The sequence below is a fragment of the Amycolatopsis sp. PS_44_ISF1 genome (assembly GCF_032335455.1).
Classification (GTDB): Bacteria; Actinomycetota; Actinomycetes; order Mycobacteriales; family Pseudonocardiaceae; genus Amycolatopsis.
This window is the reverse complement of record NZ_JANUXO010000002.1, coordinates 830,278-847,275: the sequence shown is the minus strand read 5'-3', so window position 1 is coordinate 847,275 and position 16,998 is coordinate 830,278. Positions and strand designations below refer to the sequence as shown.

The following is a 16,998-nucleotide window of genomic DNA, read 5'->3' as shown; positions in this document are numbered from 1 at the left end:
CGACCTGACAGGAGAACCGCCGTGCCGTCGCTGCTCACAATCGACGACCTGGACGACAACGACCTGCGCCACCTCGTCGCCCGCGGCGCCGAGTTCAGCGCCGGTGCCACCGCGCGGGAGGTACTGTCCGACAAGGTGGTCGGCATCTACTTCCGGAAGACGTCGACGAGGACACGGACGGCCTTCTCGGCCGGTGCGCTCCGGCTGGGCGCCCAGATCGTCAGCTACGGGCCGGACGACCTGCAGGAGAACACCGGGGAGACGACCGGGGACACAGCGGCTGCGCTGTCGGGGATGCTCGACGTCCTGGTCGCGCGCACCGCCGGGCCGCAGGCCGAGCTTGTGTCGTACGCGGCGCAAGGACGCATGGCGGTGGTGAACGCGATGAGCGAGGACGAGCACCCGACACAGGCGTTGACGGACCTCACGACGATGCACCGGCATTTCGGCGCTGTCGAGGGCCTGCGCGTGCTGTACGTGGGAGAGGGGAACAACACCACGTCCGCACTGGCGCTCGCACTGTCGCGGTTCGCCGGCGTCGAGTTGCACCTGCGCACTCCCGAGGGTTACGGGCTGGACCCGCGGTTTCTGCACCGAGCCGAGGTGTCGGCCAAGCACAGCGGCGCAAAGGTGGTCGAGTGCCACGACATGCGCGACCGGCCGACAGTCGACGTCGTCTACACGACGCGCTGGCAGACCACCGGCACAGCCAAACCGGACCCGCATTGGCGCGCTGCGTTCGCACCGTTCCAGGTGGACGAGCGGGTACTGGGGGACGCGCCGGTGTTCATGCACGACCTGCCCGCCCACCGGGGCGAGGAAGTCACCGCCACCGTGCTCGACGGGCCGCGCAGCATCGCGTTCGCCCAGGCCGAGAACAAGTTCCACAGCGCCCGCGCGGTGCTCGAGTGGTGTGCGCGCTGACATGGAACGAGCCGTCGTGCACGGGATCGCGTGTGTCCGGGGGTCGTCGGGGGTGACGGTGTCCGTGCCGGACCGGCCCGGAGTCGCGGCGCGGTTGTTCGGCGTGGTCGCTCTGGTCGGTGAGCCGGTCGGCGCGGTCGCGCAGTACCCGGCCGCCACCAGGGCGACGTTGACGTTCACCGTGCGGACCGACGCCGTCACGGACGTGCTCGCGGCCCTGGTCGCGTCGGGGTACGAGCCGTCGGCGGAGTCGCTGGCGGCGGTGTCGTTGCACGGCGCGTCCCTGCGCAGCGACTCGGCCATCCCGGCGATCTTCCTCGAGGCGCTGGCCCGGGCCGGGGTGCCGCTGCGGCTGGTGTCGCTCGCCAACCACCGGCTGACCGCCCACTGTGCGGAAGCTCTGGCCGACGCGGCGATGGCCGCGCTGGCCGAGGCGTTCGAGGTGGTCACCGGGCAGGGTTTTCATCGGAGCCCGGCTCGCGAACTGGGCGCACCGGACCGGGATGGGGCCACACCGGCCGGCTCGTTCGGCAGGCCATGACCGCGCAGCCCCTGGAGCACGACTCGATCTACGCGCACGCCGCCGCGCTCGTGCGCGGCAACCACGGCCGAGCAGATCGCCAGCCACATCCCCGGCGCGTTGCTGCCGGGCAACGGGCGCGATCCGCACGATCCTGGCCAACCCCCGCTACACCGGGCGGCAAGTGCGGAACAAGCAGCGCAAGGACGAGGTCCTCATCGACGACGTCGCCCTTGGCCCATGTGAGCAGGATGCGCCGCAACGACCCCGGCCAGTGGCTCTGGTCCGATACCCTCGTGCACGAACCGCTGATCGACACCGGCACGTTCGATCACGCCCAGCAGGTGGTAGCCGCCAGGGGAGCGGGCCGCACCACCCGTTGAACGGCACCGCACCCGCAACCGATACACGCTGCGCGGCCTGCTGTATTGCGGACTGTGCGCCGGCGGATGCAGGGCCAGCAGAGCAGGGAGCGCTGTACTACCGGTGCAAATTCCCCACCGAGTACGGGCTGGCGAACAAAGTCGAGCATCCACGCAACGTCCACCTCGCCGAGCGGGAACTGCTCAGCCCTCGGGATGGCCGGCTGAGCCGCTGCTTGGCGCCGCACCGGCTCGACGAGACCGTCACCGCGCTCCACGTGCCCAGGCCGACCTGGACATAGACCCCGCTGCGTTGGCCTCCGCACGCGTGACCGGAAAGCGCGACCAGAACCTTGCCCGCTACCGCGCGGCACTGGACCCGGTGCCGACCCGGTGCCGGTCGCCCGGTGGATCGCCGACACCCAGACCTGCCGCGCCAAAGCGGCGGCACGACCGCAGACGGCCGGCGAGAAGCGGCGAATGACCGTGGAGGGAATCCAGACGCTCGTTGCAGCGCTGGGAGACATCCGAGACATACTGGAGAGGGCGGACCTTACCGACAAAGCAGAGGTCTACCGCCAACTCGGCGTTCGGCTGATCTACCATCCTGGGAAACGAATTGTGCGGGACGAGACGAATCTCGACTCGCACAATTAGGATTATGGTACGTGTCCGAGGATCGAGTTGATCCATAACCCCACCTTGAAGTTTGCGGTTGACCCACAGCTGTAGTCACGGCTGCGCTGGGCCTGACGAAGCCCTCTGCCCCCACGCGAATCGGCGAACGACATACAAGCCGCTCGAACAACCGCAGTTGCCAGATCGCCTGCGGCAGACCGACCCTGCCTGGTCCTCGCTTCCGGTGCGAGCGGAAGCGGCTAATTCTGTCGGACCTTGCTGAGAGAGTCCTCGTGTGTACCGACACTTGGACCCCGGCCCCGCACCGCCGGCGTCATCTGCAGCCACTTCAACCGTGATGCGCCGGACCAAGAGGTCGGGCACCCGCCCGGAGATCGAGCTCCGGCGTGAGCTACACCGCCGAGGTCTTCGGTTCGTCGTCGATCAGCCGGTTCCGGGCGGGAATCGGCGCCGGCGGGTCGATGTGCTCCTGCGAGGCACGCGCATCGCAGTCTTCGTCGACGGTTGTTTCTGGCACTCCTGCCCCGAACACGGTCACCTTCCCGTTGCGAACAGGAGTTGGTGGCGGCTCAAACTCCGCGGTATCGCCAGGCGTGACCGGGATACCGACGCTGTCTTGGCTGCGATGGGGTGGTTGGTCGTCAGGATCTGGGAGCACGAAGACGCTGCCGAAGCCGCAACACGTTTGGAGCATGTCGCCCGCGCGAGAAAGCTGATGGTGAAGCGAAGCACCCGCAGCCGCCTCGCAGCGGCATCTGCCGAAGATTAGCCAGCGACCTCGCGCAGCAAGAGCTCGCCCGGCTTCTCAAAGCGTCACGCCGAAGAGTCGTTTGGCCAGGCGACCGGTCCTCGTGAGGCGCAATACTCCGCGCACCACAAGGAACCGGTCATCCGCTACAACCCGACTCACTCTGGCCAGCACCCGACCAGCGTCGGCTCGGGCGAGCTGCTGAGCCCCCTCCGCTGCCGAAAGGTCGGCCAGCAACGGGCCGGTGAACAGGTCCATGATCGCCCGGTGTTCGGCGGACAGGCGGGTCGTCAGGTAGACGAACAGGCTTGTCCGCCCTGCTGCCTCACCGCCATCGAAGTCCTCACTGTTCGGCACGACTCCTCCCTTCAGAGGGGATCGCTCGGAAGATCACCGGTGCAACAGAACTGCTCACTCTTTCTCCGCCGATCGCCGAAATTCACCGAAACGGCGCAAGCGCCACGTCCTCGCGCGGAAGGCGCCCAGTTGAACTCGAACTCCCGCTCGTTCTCATCTCGGAGATCGTGCTCGAAGACCGCACCGCACTGGCCTCGCGCACCGGCTGCAGCTGCCAGTGGCGTTCTGCGCGAACCAGCAGGCCACAGGCGAAGCGCGCAAGCGCTCCAACCCGGTGGCCATCGCAGACTGGGCCACCATGGCTCATAGTGCGCTTTCTCCACGTCGTCCTCCGGCAGCGCCGGGAGAGGACTTGCTCCCCACCTGGTCGCGAGAGCTGCCCACTGCATGCGGAGGTCGGTCGCAGATGCGGCCATTCGGGCGCAGACTCGCTCTCCATTCATCATCGGCGCCGGGGTGGCTGCGTTCCGCCCTTACCCGAACCCACCTCAACCATCGAGGTTCACGATGATCAGCCCTGCCCGACCAGCGACTCCGTCAGACGCGGTGTCGCCGCGTCGGGCCGGCGGCCGACGTCGCCAGCGAACCGGCGGAGGTCACGGGCTGAGGTTCGCGTTCTACGGGCGGATGTCCACGGTCGAGTTCCAGGATCGGGAGACGTCGTCGGGGTGGCAACGGGAGGTTGCTGAGGAGACGGTCCGCGGACGCGGCGTGATCGTGGCGGAGTACTTCGACGAAGGATGCTCACTCCGGCTGCCCTGGCGCGAGCGCCCGGCCGCGGCTCAGCTGATGGCGGCTGCGGAGCACCCGAACCGTCCGTTCGATGCTGTCGTCATCGGAGAGTACGAGCGCGCGTTCTACGGAGACCAGTTCAACGCCGTGCTGACCACGCTCCGGGAGCAAGGCATCCAGCTGTGGCTGCCCGAAGCGAACGGCCCGGTAAACCTCGACGACCCCGTGCACCAGGCGTTGATGCTGCTGCTCGGGTCCCAGTCACGTCGCGAGGTGTTGCGGGCTCGGCATCGAGTGCTGGCAGCGATGCACGTTCAGGCCCGTGTTCAGGGCAGGTTCCTCGGCGGCCGACCACCCTACGGCTACCGCCCCGCCGATGCCGGCCCACACCCCAACCGCGCCCACGCAAGCTGGGGTCGCCGCATGCACCGCCTGGAACCCGATCCGGCCACCGCACCGTGGGTGCGGTCGACCTTCCAGCAACGAGCCACCGGACGAAGCGTGGCCGGGATCGCGCGGGAGCTGAACGACCGCGGCATCCCATGCCCGTCGAGCGCTGACCAGGTTGGGAACCGCTACCGGACGAAGCACGAGTGGATCGTCCGGACCCTCGTGGGCATCCTTGAGAACCCCCGCTACACCGGCCAGCAGATATGGAACCGGCACGGCGCCAGAACAACCGGCCCGGACCACCACGGTGCTCCCACTCGACCACCGGCGGCACGAGGGTGGGCCGAGTCGGACAAGGTGACGCATCCGGCGCTCGTGGACGAGGCGACGTTCCTGGCGATCCAGGGCCTACGCGCGGCCCGCCCCACCCAGGACGGCGGGAAGAGGACGTACGTGCTGGCGGGACTCGTGGGATGTCGGTTGTGTGGCCGCCGGCTGGACTCGCACTGGGTGAACGGCCGACCGGGCTACCGGTGCCGCCACGGCCACACCAGCGCCCGCAACCGCCCACCAGAACTCGCGAAGAACATCTATGTCCGCGAAGACCACTTACTCGACGATCTCTGCGTGCGATCAGCCGAGACTGTTGGTGCCGATGACGCGGCGATCGCTGACTACCTGGGATCGAACAACCTGGCGATCATCTGTGGCGGCCCGACTCGAGAAGTCAGGGCGTGCAGTTCACAATCTGTACTTGCCGCGGTAGACGAGACCGCCGGAGAGCAACTGCTGATACTGTGAACTAGCCGCGACACGCTACTCTTAGAGTAATTGTGTGTCCGAGGGGGGACTTGAACCCCCACGCCCATTAAGGGCACTAGCACCTCAAGCTAGCGCGTCTGCCATTCCGCCACTCGGACCTGCTGATGAAGAGACTATACGACCCATCCCACCCCCGTTCAGGGGGGTGCCGGCAACCTGGCCGGTGGCGGCTGGCTACTTTGCTCGGTTGATCATCGCGAGGTGCCGGGGGGTCAGTTCAGGCCCAGGTGGTCGCGCAGGGTGGGGCCGGTGTAGTCCGTGCGGAAGACGCCGCGGTCCTGCAGGAGGGGGACCACCGTGTCGGCGAAATCGTCGAGGCCGCCTGGGGTTACGTGGGGGACCAGGATGAAACCGTCGCTCGCGTTGCGTTGGACCAGGTCGTTCATGCTGGTGGCGACGGTGGTGGGGGAGCCGATGAAGTTCTGGCGGCCGGTGACTTCGATGATCAGCTCCCGGGTGGAGAGGTTCTTCGCCTCGGCGAGTTCGCGCCAGTCGCGGGCGGTGGCGATCGGGTCGCGGTACATGCGGACGCTGGCCCGGCCCTGGGCGATCGGGTTCTCGCCGACGACGGGGTCGGTGGCGGGCAGCGGGCCGTTCGGGTCGTGGGTGCTCAGATCGGTGTTCCAGAGCTGCTCCAGGAACTTGATCGCGGTGGCCTCGCTGACCTGCTGGAGCCGGACCTCGTGGGCCTTCTCCTGCGCGTCCGCGTCGGTGTCGCCCAGGATGAAGGTCGCGGCGGGCAGGACCACCAGCTGCTCGTCGGTGCGGCCGTACTTCGCCAGGCGGGCCTTCACGTCGCTGTAGAAGGCCTGACCCGCCTCGAGCGTGCCGTGGCGGGTGAAGATGGCGTCGGCGGTGGCGGCGGCGAACTCGCGGCCCTCGTCGGAGTCGCCGGCCTGGAGGATCACCGGGCGGCCCTGCGGGCTGCGGGGCACGGGGAAGCGGCCTTCGATGTCGAAGTGCTGGTCGTGGTGGGAGAAGGCGCCCGCCCGCGGGTCCGACAGGAAGCGGCCGCTCGCGCGGTCGGCCAGCACCTCGGCGCCGCGCCAGGAGTCGAACAGCTCCCACGCGGTGCGCATGAACGTTTCGGCCCGCGAGTAGCGCTGGTCCTGGGGCAGGAAGCCGCCGCGGCGGAAGTTCTCCCCGGTGAAGGCGTCCCACGAGGTCACGACGTTCCAGGCCGCGCGGCCGGCCGAGAGGTGGTCCAGCGACGCGAACTGCCGCGCCACCTCGAACGGCTCGTTGAAGGTCGAGTTGATCGTGCCCGCCAGGCCCAGCCGCGAGGTCACCGCGGCCAGCGCGCTGAGCACGGTGAACGTGTCCGGGCGGCCGACCACGTCCAGGTCGTAGATCTCGCCGTTCTGCTCGCGCAGCCGCAGGCCCTCGGCCAGGAAGAAGAAGTCGAACTTCGCGCGCTCGGCGGTCTGCGCGAGCTTGACGAACGAGCTGAACTCGATGTGGCTGCCGGCCTCCGGGTCGCTCCACACGGTGGTGTTGTTGACCCCGGGGAAGTGCGCCGCGAGGTGGATCTGCTTCAGGGGCTTCGTCATCAGGGGTCCTCCTCAGGCGGCGTAGCGGTTGGTGGGCCTCGACAGGCCGAGTAGCCCGCGAAGCGTGTCGGCCTCGTACTCGCGGCGGAACGCGCCGCGCCCGCGAAGCTCGGGCACCAGGCCCCGGGTGATGGCCGTCAGGTCGTGCGGCACCGTGCCGGGGCGCAGCCGGAAGCCGGACAGGCCCGCTTCGTGCCAGTCGAGCAGCAGGTCGGCCAGGCCGGCGGGGGTGCCGGTGAACACCGTGGCGTCGGAGCTGTACTCGGCGCCCGCCCGCTCGTCCAGGCGGGCCTTGCGGTCGGCGGCCGCTCGCTCGGTCTCGTCCAGGAACACCACGAGGTCGCCGAAGACGTGCAGTGGGTCCTCCGCGCGGCCCGCGTGCTCCTGCTCGGCCCGGACCCGGCCGACGATCGCGGCGGCGTCGGCGCGCTCGGACGGCGTCACGTACACCAGGTCGGTCGAGCGGGCGGCCAGCCGGTACGGCTCGGCGGAGTGCGCCAGCGCGCTGACCAGCGGCTGGCCCTGCGGCGGCCGCGGCGTGATGGACGGGCCCTTCACCGAGAACCAGCGGCCGGTGAAGTCGATGTAGTGCAGTTTGCCGCGGTCGACGAACCGGCCGGTGGCGACGTCGCGGATCTCGGCGTCGTCCTCCCAGCTGTCCCAGAGCCGGCGCAGCACCTCGACGTAGTCCGCGGCCTCGTCGAACAGGTCCGTGAGCGCGCCCGGCTCGGTGCGGCCGGCACCGGGTTCGCGGCGGCCGAAGTGCCGGTACTCGTCGCCGTGCCCGGAGACCTGCACCCGCACGCCGGCGCGCCCGCCGCTCACGTAGTCGAGCGTGGCGATGGCCTTGGACAGGTGGAACGGCTCCGTGTGGGTGACCACGGCGGTCGGGACGAGGCCGAGGTGCGAGGTCAGCGGCGCGACCCGGGAGGCGATCAGCACCGCGTCGAGCCGGCCCTGCACGATGTCGTCCCGGTCCTCGACCGTCTCGGCGCGGGAGTCCGTCCGCAGCGAGAGGGAGTCCTCGAACGTGACGAAGTCCAGCTTGGCCGCCTCGGCCTCACCGACCAGGTCCGCCCAGTACCCGGCGGTGAACAGCTCGCCCGGCCGGGCGTCCGGCTCCCGCCAGGCCGCCGGGTGCCAGCCGGCTCCGTCCAGGGCCACGGCGATCCGCGGTCCGCTCACCCCTGCCATGCGCGCCGTCCTTTCCCGTGGGCCAGTGCCCGCAGTGTGCGCCGGTTCGGCGGGTGCGGACAGCGGTTACCAGCCGGTGGGAAACTCGCGGGAGCGGGAATACCGGCCGAAGCCGGTGCAGCACGGCCGGCGGGGCCGAGGTGCACGGGAAGCCCGCCCGCAGGAAGGCCCGGGCGGGCGATATCCACTGTGGACGGGAAACCCGGTGTTCCCCTCCGCCGGTGCCGTGGAGATCGGCGACCGCGCAACCCCGGCGCGGGCCGCGCGTCGTTGTGGGTGAGGGGCAAGATCGAAAAAGCGGAACAGGGGTGTGATGGTGAGCAGGGGAATGCTGTCCCGGCGCGGGGTGCTCGCGGCCGGTCTGGGACTGGTGGCCGCGGGCTGTGCGGGGAAGACGGCCGCCGCCGCACCGTCCTCCCCGTCGCGGGCTCCGCGGCCGGACGTGCGGCCCGAGCTGGCGGCGCTGGAGCGGCAGTTCGGCGGCCGCCTCGGCGTGTCCGCGATCGACACCGGCTCCGGCGCCACGGCCGGGTACCGCGAGGACGAGCGGTTCCTGCTCTGCTCGACGCACAAGGTGCTGGCCGCCTCGGCGCTGCTGCGCACCCGGCCCGAAGCCCTGGCCAAGGTGATCCACTACGACCGGTCGCAGCTGGTCGACTACTCGCCGGTGACCTCGCTGCACGTGGCCGACGGGATGACCGGCGCGGCTCTCTGCGAGGCGGCGATCACCGTCAGCGACAACACGGCGGCCAACCTGATCGTCGGCGAGGTTGGCGGACCGCCCGCGGTGACCGCGTTCGTCCGCACCCTGGGTGACCCGCTCACCCGGATGGACCGGATCGAGCCGGACATCAACGTCGGCGCCCCCGGCGACGAGCGCGACACCACCACCCCGGCCCGGATGGTCGGCGACCTGCGCGCACTGGTGCTGGGCCAGGGTCTGGACCCGGCCGACCGCGACCGGCTCACCGGCTGGATGGTGGCCAACACCACCGGGGGCAAGCAGGTGCGCGCGGGCGTGCCGGCGGGCTGGCGGGTGGCGGACAAGACCGGTTCCGGCGCGAAGGGGGAGAGCAACGACATCGCCGTGGTCTGGCCGACCGGCCGGGCCCCCTGGGTGATCGCGGTCTACACCGCGCCGTCCGACCCCAAGTCCACCGCCGGAGCGGCCACCATCGCCGAGGCGACGCGGATCATCGTGAAGGCCTTCGGCTGAGCGGTCCGGGAAACCACCGCTGGTCCGAAACCTCGGCGGAATCCTGGCGAGGGGGAGCAGGTCGCCGCGCAGCGGGCCGAGCCGCCGGTGGCGGTGACCGCCCGCCCGCCGTCCGCAGCGGACGGCGGGCGGGGGGTGGTCAGGCCTTGTGCTGCATGGACGAACGGGCCGGGTTGCCCTGCTCGGCCTTCTTCGGGTCCTTCCCGCCGGCCTTCTCCCGGACGCCGGACTCGATCCGGTCACCGAGGTCCTTGTCCACCTGGCGCCAGTACTCGAAGGCGCGCTGGAGCACCGGCTCGGACACGGCGTTGAGCAGGTGGCCGACGATGTTGTCGACCAGCCGGGTGCGGGCGTCGTCGTCGAGCACCTCGCGGACCAGGGTGCCCGCCTGGCCCCAGTCGTCGTCCTCGGCGTGGTCGACGTAGGCGCTGCGGACGATCTCACCGTCGGCGTGCCAGCTCGCGGGCGAGCCGTAGCGGGCGGTGTCGGCTTGCGGGCCGCCCTTGGAGTTCGGCGCGTACACCGGGTCGGAGACCTTGGTGAAGCGCATCGCGCCGTCCTTGCTGTAGCTGTGCACCGGCGAGGTGGACGCGTTCACCGGCAGCTGCTTGTAGTTGGCGCCGATGCGGTAGCGGTGCGCGTCGGCGTAGGCGAACAGCCGGCCCAGCAGCATCCGGTCCGGGCTCGCGCCGATCCCGGGCACCAGGTTGTTCGGCTCGAACGCGGCCTGCTCGATCTCCGCGTGGTGGTCGGTCGGGTTGCGGTCCAGCGTCATCCGGCCGACCTCGATCAGCGGGTAGTCCGCGTGCGGCCACACCTTCGTCAGGTCGAACGGGTTGAAGCGGTACTGCTCGGCATCGCTGAACGGCATCAGCTGGACGTGCAGGGTCCAGCTCGGGTGGTCGCCGCGCTCGATCGCCTCGAACAGGTCGCGGGTGTGGTAGTCGGTGTCGGCGGCGGCCATCTGGTCGGCCTCGTGCTGGGTGAAGTACTCCAGGCCCTGGTCGGTCTTGAAGTGGTACTTGACCCAGTGCCGCTCACCGTCGGCGTTGATCCACAGGTAGGTGTGCGAGCTGTAGCCGTTCATGTGCCGCCAGGTGCGCGGGATGCCGCGGTCGCCCATCAGCCAGGTCACCTGGTGCGCGGACTCGGGCGAAAGCGTCCAGAAGTCCCACTGCATGTCGTGGTCGCGCAGGTTGTTGTCGGCGCGGCGCTTCTGCGAGCGGATGAAGTGCTGGAACTTCATCGGGTCCTTGACGAAGAAGACCGGGGTGTTGTTCCCGACCATGTCGTAGACGCCCTCGGTGGTGTAGAACTTCAGCGCGAAACCGCGCGGGTCGCGCCAGGTGTCGGGGCTGCCGCGCTCGCCGGCGACGGTGGAGAACCGCGCCACCAGCTCGGTCTTCGCCCCCGGCTGGAACACCGCGGCCTTGGTGAACGCGCTGACGTCGCCGGTCACCTCGAACCGGCCGAACGCGCCGCTGCCCTTGGCGTGCGGCTGGCGCTCCGGCACGCGCTCCCGGTTGAACTGCGCCATCTGCTCGATGAGGTAGTGGTCCTGCAGCAGGATCGGGCCGCCCGGGCCGACGGTGAGCGAATGCTCGTCGCTCTCGACCGGGATCCCGGCGTCGGTGGTGGTCGGGGGGCGCTGGCTTTCGGTCACTTCTTCATCTCCTCGTGGTGGTGTGGTTCCGCGGCACAGCAGTCCGGGCAGAAGCCCCAGAACACGACTTCCGCCTCGTCCACGGTGAAGCCGTGGTGGTCCGACGGGTCCAGGCAGGGGGCCCGGCCGTGCACGCAGTCGACGTCCTCGGTGCGGCCGCACCGGCGGCAGACCACGTGGTGGTGGTTGTCGCCGGCCCGCCGCTCGAACCGGGCCGGCTGGCCCGGCAGCTCGATCCGCCGGACCAGCCCGGCCGTGGTCAGCGCGGCGAGGACGTCGTAGATCGCCTGCGTGGACACCGAGTCGAGGCGCCGGCGAACAGCGCCCGCGATGGCGTCCACGGTGGCGTGCGGGTGATCGTCGAGCCAGGTGAACACCGCCTGGCGCGGCCGGGTCACCCGCAGACCGGCTCCACGCAGGGTGGCCACCGCTTCGCTGTCCTCCACGCGCGCCGCCCTTCTGGAACCGTTCAGTTCTCGGCGGGTACCCGGTCCGGCGCTCCTCACACGCGCCGGCGTTCAACCTTTGGGGCGGAATCGTGTCCCGGCCACCCGCTGCCGCACGCGGATCGACCGCTACGCTGGGCGTCCTCCCATCCCCACGCACGCCGAGGTGAGCCCCGAAGATGGCCGACGCCGCGCCGAAATCGCCCAGCACCACCCCGGTCGGGGTCGACATCACCCGGGCCAGCATCGCCCGGGTCTACGACGCGGCGCTGAACGGGACCAACAACTACGAGATCGACCGCGAGGTGCTGCGCCAGGTCGCCACCGTCGCCCCCGAGGTGGCCGACCTGGCCTGGGCGAACCGGAACTTCCTGATCCGCGCCTGCCGGTTCCTGGCCACGCAGGGCCAGGTCACGCAGTACCTCGACTGCGGTTCCGGCCTGCCCACCGCGGAGAACACCCACCAGGTGGTGCAGCGGCTGCAGCCCGACGCGCGCGTGCTCTACGTGGACAACGACCCCGTGGTGCTCGCGCACGGCCGCGCGCTGCTGGAGGAGAACCCGCAGACCCGGTTCCTCGAGGCGGACATCTTCGACGCCCGGCAGGTGCTCCACAGCGACCTCGCGCGGACCTTCCTGGACTGGGACCAGCCGATCGCGCTGATCCAGAACGGCACCCTGCACCACTACCTCGGCCAGGACTACGCCGAGGTGATGGCCGCCTACATCGACGCGCTGCCGCCGGGCTCCTTCGTGGTGGTCGCGCACTTCCTCGACCCGCAGACCACCGCGCACAGCGAGATCGCGCGGCGGATGGAGGAGAGGTTCACCCACAGCCCGATGGGCAGCGGCGTGTTCCGCACCCGGGAGGAGATCCGCAGGCTGTTCGGCGACACGGAACTGGTCGAGCCCGGGCTGGTGCTGTGCGAGGACTGGTGGCCGGACGGCCCGCGCTACACCCCGCTCAACCAGGTGCAGGAGTGCATCGCCGGCGGGATCGGGCGCAAGGGCTGAGCGGGGCCTGATCCGGCCGCGACCGGCCCCGGCGCCGCCACCGGCCCGGACCGCGGCTACCTCAGCCGGGTCCGGGCGCTCCCGTCCCGTCAGGTGGAACGGTGGCGGGCGCCTCGGGAGGCTGGCTAGGTTCGGGCGTGAGCGGTCCGGCGGGCCCCGCGGCTGGTTCAGGGCGGCCGGTCCAGGGGGTCGGTCCCTGAGCCCCGGTGGCCGGGCCGCCGCGGACGAGGAGGAACCGCCGTGCCGTCACGAACGGAGCCGCTGCGGAAGCTGGGCTTCCTGACCATCGGCCTGTTCGACGAGGCCGACCCGGCCCGCGGCCACGAGTCGACGCTGGCCGTGATCGAGCTGGGGGAGCGGCTCGGCTTCGACAGCGCCTGGGTACGCCACCGGCACCTGCAGTTCGGCATCTCCTCGCCGGTCGCGGTGCTGGCGGCGGCCACCCAGCGCACCCGCCGGATCGAGCTGGGCACCGCGGTGATCCCGCTGGGCTGGGAGAACCCGCTGCGGCTGGCCGAGGACCTGGCCACGGTCGACATCCTCTCCGGCGGACGGCTGAACCCGGGGCTGAGCGTCGGCCCGCCCTGGCGCCCCGGCCACCCGCAGGCCGACCACCTCAAGGTCGCGCTCTACCCGGGCACCGCCGACGCCGAGGACTTCGGGTACGGGCGCGTGCAGCGGCTGCTGGACCACGTGCGGGGCAAACCCGCGACCGGCTTCAGCGGGGTCGAAGGGTTCGAGGTGTTCGCCGACCGCGTGCAGCCGTTCTCCCCCGGGCTCGGCCGCCGGATGTGGTACGGCGGCGCGAGCCTGCGCTCGGCGCGGTGGGCGGGGGAGCAGGGGATGAACTTCCTGACCAGCAGCGTGGTGCGCGCCGAGGAGTCCGAGGATTTCGCGCAGATCCAGCACTCCCACGTGCGGGCGTTCCGGGAGCACCACCCCGAAGGCGGGAACGCCCGCGTTTCGCAGGGACTCGTGGTCGTCCCGACCGACAGCGCGACCCCGGCGCAACGCGCCAAGTACGAGGCCTACGCGCGGGAACGGACCCCGCGCACCCGTTCACCGCAGGGCCCGGCCCGGATGCTGTTCGCCCCCGACCTGGTGGGCCCCTCGGCGGAGATCGCCGAACGCCTGTACGCGCAGCTGGCGTTCCGGGAGATCCACGAGGTCGCTTTCGCGCTGCCGTTCACCTTCGAGCACGAGGACTACGTGCAGATCCTCACCGACATCGCGACCGGGCTGGGCCCGGCTCTGGGCTGGCGTCCCGCCGGCTGAAATTCCGCTGCCCGCGGAGGCGGACCGGGACCACCGGAGTGTCCGGTGTGGACAGTGCCGGTAGTGCCAACGGCGGGGGAGGGTGCGCAGGGCATGGCTGACTCCGGGTGAGTCGGCCCCTGGGCGGGTGGTGGCGCCACGCAGAGGGTGGGCTGGTGCGTCCCCGAATATCGCCCGCCGGCGGGGATGCTGTCAAGGCTTGACAGTCCGGGCCGGTGGTATAAACCTTTTCTTCGAACGCCCCCGCCCGGTCCCGGACTCCGCCGGTCAGGGGGCGAGCCGGACGACGCCGTCCCCTGACCGGCGGCGGGTCCGCCCCTCTTTCCCGGCCAGGGAGGAACCATGCCCGCACCTGCTCCGCCGCGGCCCCGTCGCCGCGGGCCCGGTCGAAGACTGACGACACTGGCGGCGGCCCTCGCGGTGGCCGCGCTCGGCCTCGCCGTCCCCGCGGCGCACGCCGAGGCCGCCCTGATCTCCCAGAACCGGCCGGCCACGGCTTCCTCGGTCGAGAACGCCGCCACCCCCGCGAGCGCGGCGGTGGACGGGAACACCGGCACCCGCTGGTCCTCGCAGTTCAGCGATCCACAGTGGATCCGGGTCGACCTCGGCGCGGCCGCCACGCTGAACCGGGTGGCGTTGCGCTGGGAGGCCGCGTACGCCACCGCGTTCCAGATCCAGGTGTCGGACAACGGATCCACCTGGTCCACTGTGTACCAGACCACCACCGGGACCGGCGGTGAGCAGAGCCTGGGCGTGTCCGGCACCGGCCGGTACGTGCGGCTGTACACGACCGCGCGAGCCACGCCCTACGGGGTTTCGCTGTTCGAGTTCCAGGTCTTCGGCACCGGTGGCGGCACCGGGCCGGCGGAGCCCGGCGGGGGCGCGCCGCCCGACTCGTTCTGGGGTGACACCGCCGGCATCCCGCCGGCGCAGAACGTGCTGACGGTCAAGGTGCTCAACCGGACCAACGGCAAGTACCCCGACGACCAGGTGTTCTGGAACTTCGGCGGGCAGACCCACTCGATCGCCGAGCAGCCCTACCTCGACATGCCCGCCAACTCGGCCGGCCGGATGTACTTCTACCTCGGCTCGCCGAACAGCCAGTACGCCGACTTCATCGAGTTCACCGTCGGCCCGGACGTGTTCAACGGCAACACCACCCGGGTGGACGCGTTCGGGCTGAAGCTGGCCATGCGGCTGCACGCGCACGACGGCTTCGACACCCAGGTGGGCGACGACTACGCGACCTTCCAGGAGGACCGCGCGGCCACCTTCGCCAAGTTCCAGTCCGAGGTGCCGGCCGAGTTCAAGGGCCTGGCCACGGTGGACGCCCCCTACCGGATCCCGGCGCCGGGCAGCGCCCCGGACTTCCGCGACGGCGGGCGCTACGCGAACTACTTCACCGCCTACGCCCAGTCGGTCGGGGTGAACGAGCCGACGTCGAACATCACCGGGTGCGCCGGCTCGCTGGCCCAGAACGCCGACCTGTGCGCGGCGCTGAACCGGCACACCGCGCAGCTCCCGCAGTCGCAGTGGCAGGACCCGGCGAACTTCTACCAGGCCGCCCCGGCCAACTACTACGCCAAGTTCTGGCACGACCACGGCATCGACAACCTCGCCTACGGCTTCCCGTACGACGACGTGGCGGGCCAGTCGTCCTTCGTCTCGCACGGGGACCCGCAGTGGCTGGAGGTGGCCGTCGGCTGGTGATCGGGCCCGCCCCGCCTCGCGCCCGAGCGGTTGCGAGGCGGGGCGGCTCGGGCCGGGTCGGGGAGAGAACCGCGCCCGGTGGAGGTCAGTGTTCGAGGAACTCCAGGCGGTTGCCGACCGCGTCGAAGGTGTGGAACCGGCGCCGCCCGGGGATCTCCGCGGGGTCGGCCCAGTGCACGGGTGAGCCGGCGCGTTCGAGGGCCGCCGCGAGGGCGTCGACGTCGGCCACGAAGGCCGGGTGGGCCTTGCGGGCGGGCCGGAAGTCCGGTTCGACCCCGACGTGCAGCTCGGCCGCCGGCCCACCGGCCCCGGGCACCCGGAACCAGCAGCCGCCGCGGGCCGCCAGCAGCGGTGGTTTCGGCAGCTCGGTCCAGCCGAGGACGCCGGAGTAGAACGCGCGGACCCGGTCCTCGCTGCCGGGCGGGCAGGCGACCTGGACGTGGTGCAGCATCACCGATCCCCTCGCCGATCGGCCACCAGGGTAGTGCCGGTGGCCGCGTTCAGAGCAGGTCCAGCACCAGCGCGAGCGGCGGCCAGTCGGCGCGGCCGCGGCGGGTGCAGGCGAACGAGCGCAGCCGCACGTCCGGTCCGGTCAGTGGGAGCAGGGCGACCTCCGGGCGCCGGGGCCGGCCCAGGGGCAGCAGGCCGACCCCGGGGCCCGCGACGATCAGGTCCTCGACCAGCTCGAGGCTGTCGGCCTGGTGGGTCACCCGCGGCACGAACCCGGCCATCGAGGCCAGGGTGCGCACGACGTCCTCGTCGGCGCGGTTGCGGGAATTGCCGATCCAGTCGTGGTCGCGGAAGGCGCGGAACACCGTGAGCGTGTCGCCGCCGGTCGCGGCCGGAGCGGGCACGCCGAGCCCCCACGGCGCCGTCCACAGGGCGGTGACCTCGATCGCGCGGTCGACGGTGGCCGGGGCCAGGTCGTAGTCGTAGACCAGGGCCAGGTCGACCTCGTCGGCCAGCAGCCGGGCCAGTGCCTCGGCCGGCTCGTACTCCTGGATCATCAGCCGCACCCGGGGGAACCGCTCGGCCAGCCGGTCCGCGGCCGGCAGCAGCGAGCGCCGGATGGCGGTGGCGAACCCGGCCACCCGCACGGTCCCGTCGGGCTCGGCGTCCGGGTCGAGGTCGGCGCGCGCGGCTTCGACGGCGGCCAGGATCGACACCGCGTGCCCGGCCAGCCGCTGTCCGGCCGGGGTCAGCCGCACGCGGCGCCCGTCCGGCTCCAGCAGCGGCGCGCCGGTTTCCCGGGCCAGTGCGGCGATCTGCTGGGAGACGGTGGAGGTGGTGGTGCCCAGCCGCCCGGCCACCGCGTGCATCGAGCCGAGCCGGGACAGTTCCAGCAGGTACCGCAGGCGCCGGGTCTCCACCCGGTCATTGTCCACGATCGCTGAACGGTACGTCCAGCATCGGCACGTGGACACGAACGGTGGCGGT

17 protein-coding genes and 1 tRNA gene are annotated in these 16,998 nt (G+C 71.2%); 10 read left to right on the top strand and 8 right to left on the bottom strand.

The window, feature by feature from the left end:
• The first annotated feature begins 21 nt into the window (after window positions 1-21).
• From NYF13_RS18685 to NYF13_RS18665, 5 genes are all read left to right on the top strand, one after another.
• Complete coding sequence (locus NYF13_RS18685) at window positions 22-924, top strand: ornithine carbamoyltransferase (RefSeq protein ID WP_315658421.1); 903 nt, start codon at window positions 22-24, stop codon at window positions 922-924.
• A 1-nt stretch (window position 925) separates the two neighbouring features.
• Entirely contained in the window at window positions 926-1,465 is a 540-nt protein-coding gene (locus NYF13_RS18680) for a hypothetical protein (protein WP_315658420.1), read from the top strand.
• 230 nt (window positions 1,466-1,695) lie between these two features.
• A complete protein-coding gene (locus NYF13_RS18675) occupies window positions 1,696-1,827 on the top strand; it encodes a hypothetical protein (protein ID WP_315658419.1) in 132 nt (43 codons plus the stop codon).
• Window positions 1,828-2,199: 372 nt separating this feature from the next.
• A complete protein-coding gene (locus NYF13_RS18670; RefSeq protein ID WP_315658418.1) occupies window positions 2,200-2,463 on the top strand; it encodes a hypothetical protein in 264 nt (87 codons plus the stop codon).
• A gap of 319 nt (window positions 2,464-2,782) precedes the next feature.
• Window positions 2,783-3,214: a very short patch repair endonuclease gene (locus NYF13_RS18665; RefSeq protein ID WP_315658417.1), complete on the top strand. Its 432-nt coding sequence runs from the start codon at window positions 2,783-2,785 to the stop codon at window positions 3,212-3,214.
• A 36-nt stretch (window positions 3,215-3,250) separates the two neighbouring features.
• Here NYF13_RS18665 and NYF13_RS18660 read toward each other — a convergent pair whose 3' ends face one another.
• On the bottom strand, window positions 3,251-3,550 hold the full coding sequence (locus NYF13_RS18660) for a hypothetical protein (RefSeq protein ID WP_315658415.1): 300 nt from the start codon (window positions 3,548-3,550) through the stop codon (window positions 3,251-3,253).
• Window positions 3,551-4,177: 627 nt separating this feature from the next.
• On the opposite strand from NYF13_RS18660, the gene NYF13_RS18655 reads away from it, so the two are divergent.
• Window positions 4,178-5,473 carry a recombinase family protein gene (locus tag NYF13_RS18655; RefSeq protein WP_315658414.1) on the top strand — a complete coding sequence of 432 codons (1,296 nt, stop codon included), beginning with the start codon at window positions 4,178-4,180 and terminating at the stop codon, window positions 5,471-5,473.
• A 35-nt stretch (window positions 5,474-5,508) separates the two neighbouring features.
• Here the strand turns inward: NYF13_RS18655 and NYF13_RS18650 are convergent.
• The 3 genes from NYF13_RS18650 to NYF13_RS18640 all read right to left on the bottom strand — a co-directional run bounded on the left by NYF13_RS18650 (window position 5,509) and on the right by NYF13_RS18640 (window position 8,238).
• A tRNA-Leu gene (locus NYF13_RS18650) sits at window positions 5,509-5,592 on the bottom strand.
• Window positions 5,593-5,706: 114 nt separating this feature from the next.
• Window positions 5,707-7,044 (bottom strand): NtaA/DmoA family FMN-dependent monooxygenase, encoded by a 1,338-nt coding sequence (locus NYF13_RS18645; protein ID WP_315658412.1) that lies wholly within the window; start codon window positions 7,042-7,044, stop codon window positions 5,707-5,709.
• A gap of 12 nt (window positions 7,045-7,056) precedes the next feature.
• On the bottom strand, window positions 7,057-8,238 hold the full coding sequence (locus tag NYF13_RS18640; protein WP_315658411.1) for an LLM class flavin-dependent oxidoreductase: 1,182 nt from the start codon (window positions 8,236-8,238) through the stop codon (window positions 7,057-7,059).
• Between the two features lie 316 nt (window positions 8,239-8,554).
• Between NYF13_RS18640 and bla the strand changes: the two genes are divergently transcribed.
• The gene (gene bla, locus NYF13_RS18635; RefSeq protein ID WP_315658409.1) at window positions 8,555-9,454 is read left to right on the top strand and encodes a class A beta-lactamase; all 900 of its coding nucleotides are present in this window, start codon (window positions 8,555-8,557) and stop codon (window positions 9,452-9,454) included.
• A gap of 139 nt (window positions 9,455-9,593) precedes the next feature.
• On the opposite strand, the gene NYF13_RS18630 is transcribed toward bla, so the two are convergent.
• A complete protein-coding gene (locus NYF13_RS18630; protein ID WP_315658407.1) occupies window positions 9,594-11,117 on the bottom strand; it encodes a catalase in 1,524 nt (507 codons plus the stop codon).
• A complete protein-coding gene (locus tag NYF13_RS18625) occupies window positions 11,114-11,563 on the bottom strand; it encodes a Fur family transcriptional regulator (protein ID WP_315658406.1) in 450 nt (149 codons plus the stop codon). The genes NYF13_RS18630 and NYF13_RS18625 overlap by 4 nt, the downstream gene beginning before the upstream one ends.
• A 179-nt stretch (window positions 11,564-11,742) precedes the next feature.
• Between NYF13_RS18625 and NYF13_RS18620 the strand changes: the two genes are divergently transcribed.
• From NYF13_RS18620 to NYF13_RS36745, 3 genes are all read left to right on the top strand, one after another.
• Window positions 11,743-12,576, top strand: coding sequence for an SAM-dependent methyltransferase (locus NYF13_RS18620; protein WP_315658405.1), 834 nt, complete (start codon window positions 11,743-11,745; stop codon window positions 12,574-12,576).
• A 240-nt stretch (window positions 12,577-12,816) separates the two neighbouring features.
• Window positions 12,817-13,851 (top strand): LLM class flavin-dependent oxidoreductase, encoded by a 1,035-nt coding sequence (locus NYF13_RS18615; protein ID WP_315658404.1) that lies wholly within the window; start codon window positions 12,817-12,819, stop codon window positions 13,849-13,851.
• 342 nt (window positions 13,852-14,193) lie between these two features.
• Complete coding sequence (locus NYF13_RS36745) at window positions 14,194-15,561, top strand: beta-1,3-glucanase family protein (RefSeq protein ID WP_396287615.1); 1,368 nt, start codon at window positions 14,194-14,196, stop codon at window positions 15,559-15,561.
• 85 nt (window positions 15,562-15,646) lie between these two features.
• Here the strand turns inward: NYF13_RS36745 and NYF13_RS18600 are convergent, their stop codons facing one another.
• Window positions 15,647-16,012: a VOC family protein gene (locus NYF13_RS18600; protein ID WP_315658403.1), complete on the bottom strand. Its 366-nt coding sequence runs from the start codon at window positions 16,010-16,012 to the stop codon at window positions 15,647-15,649.
• 49 nt (window positions 16,013-16,061) lie between these two features.
• Window positions 16,062-16,931, bottom strand: coding sequence for a LysR family transcriptional regulator (locus tag NYF13_RS18595; protein ID WP_315658402.1), 870 nt, complete (start codon window positions 16,929-16,931; stop codon window positions 16,062-16,064).
• Window positions 16,932-16,998 lie beyond the last annotated feature (67 nt).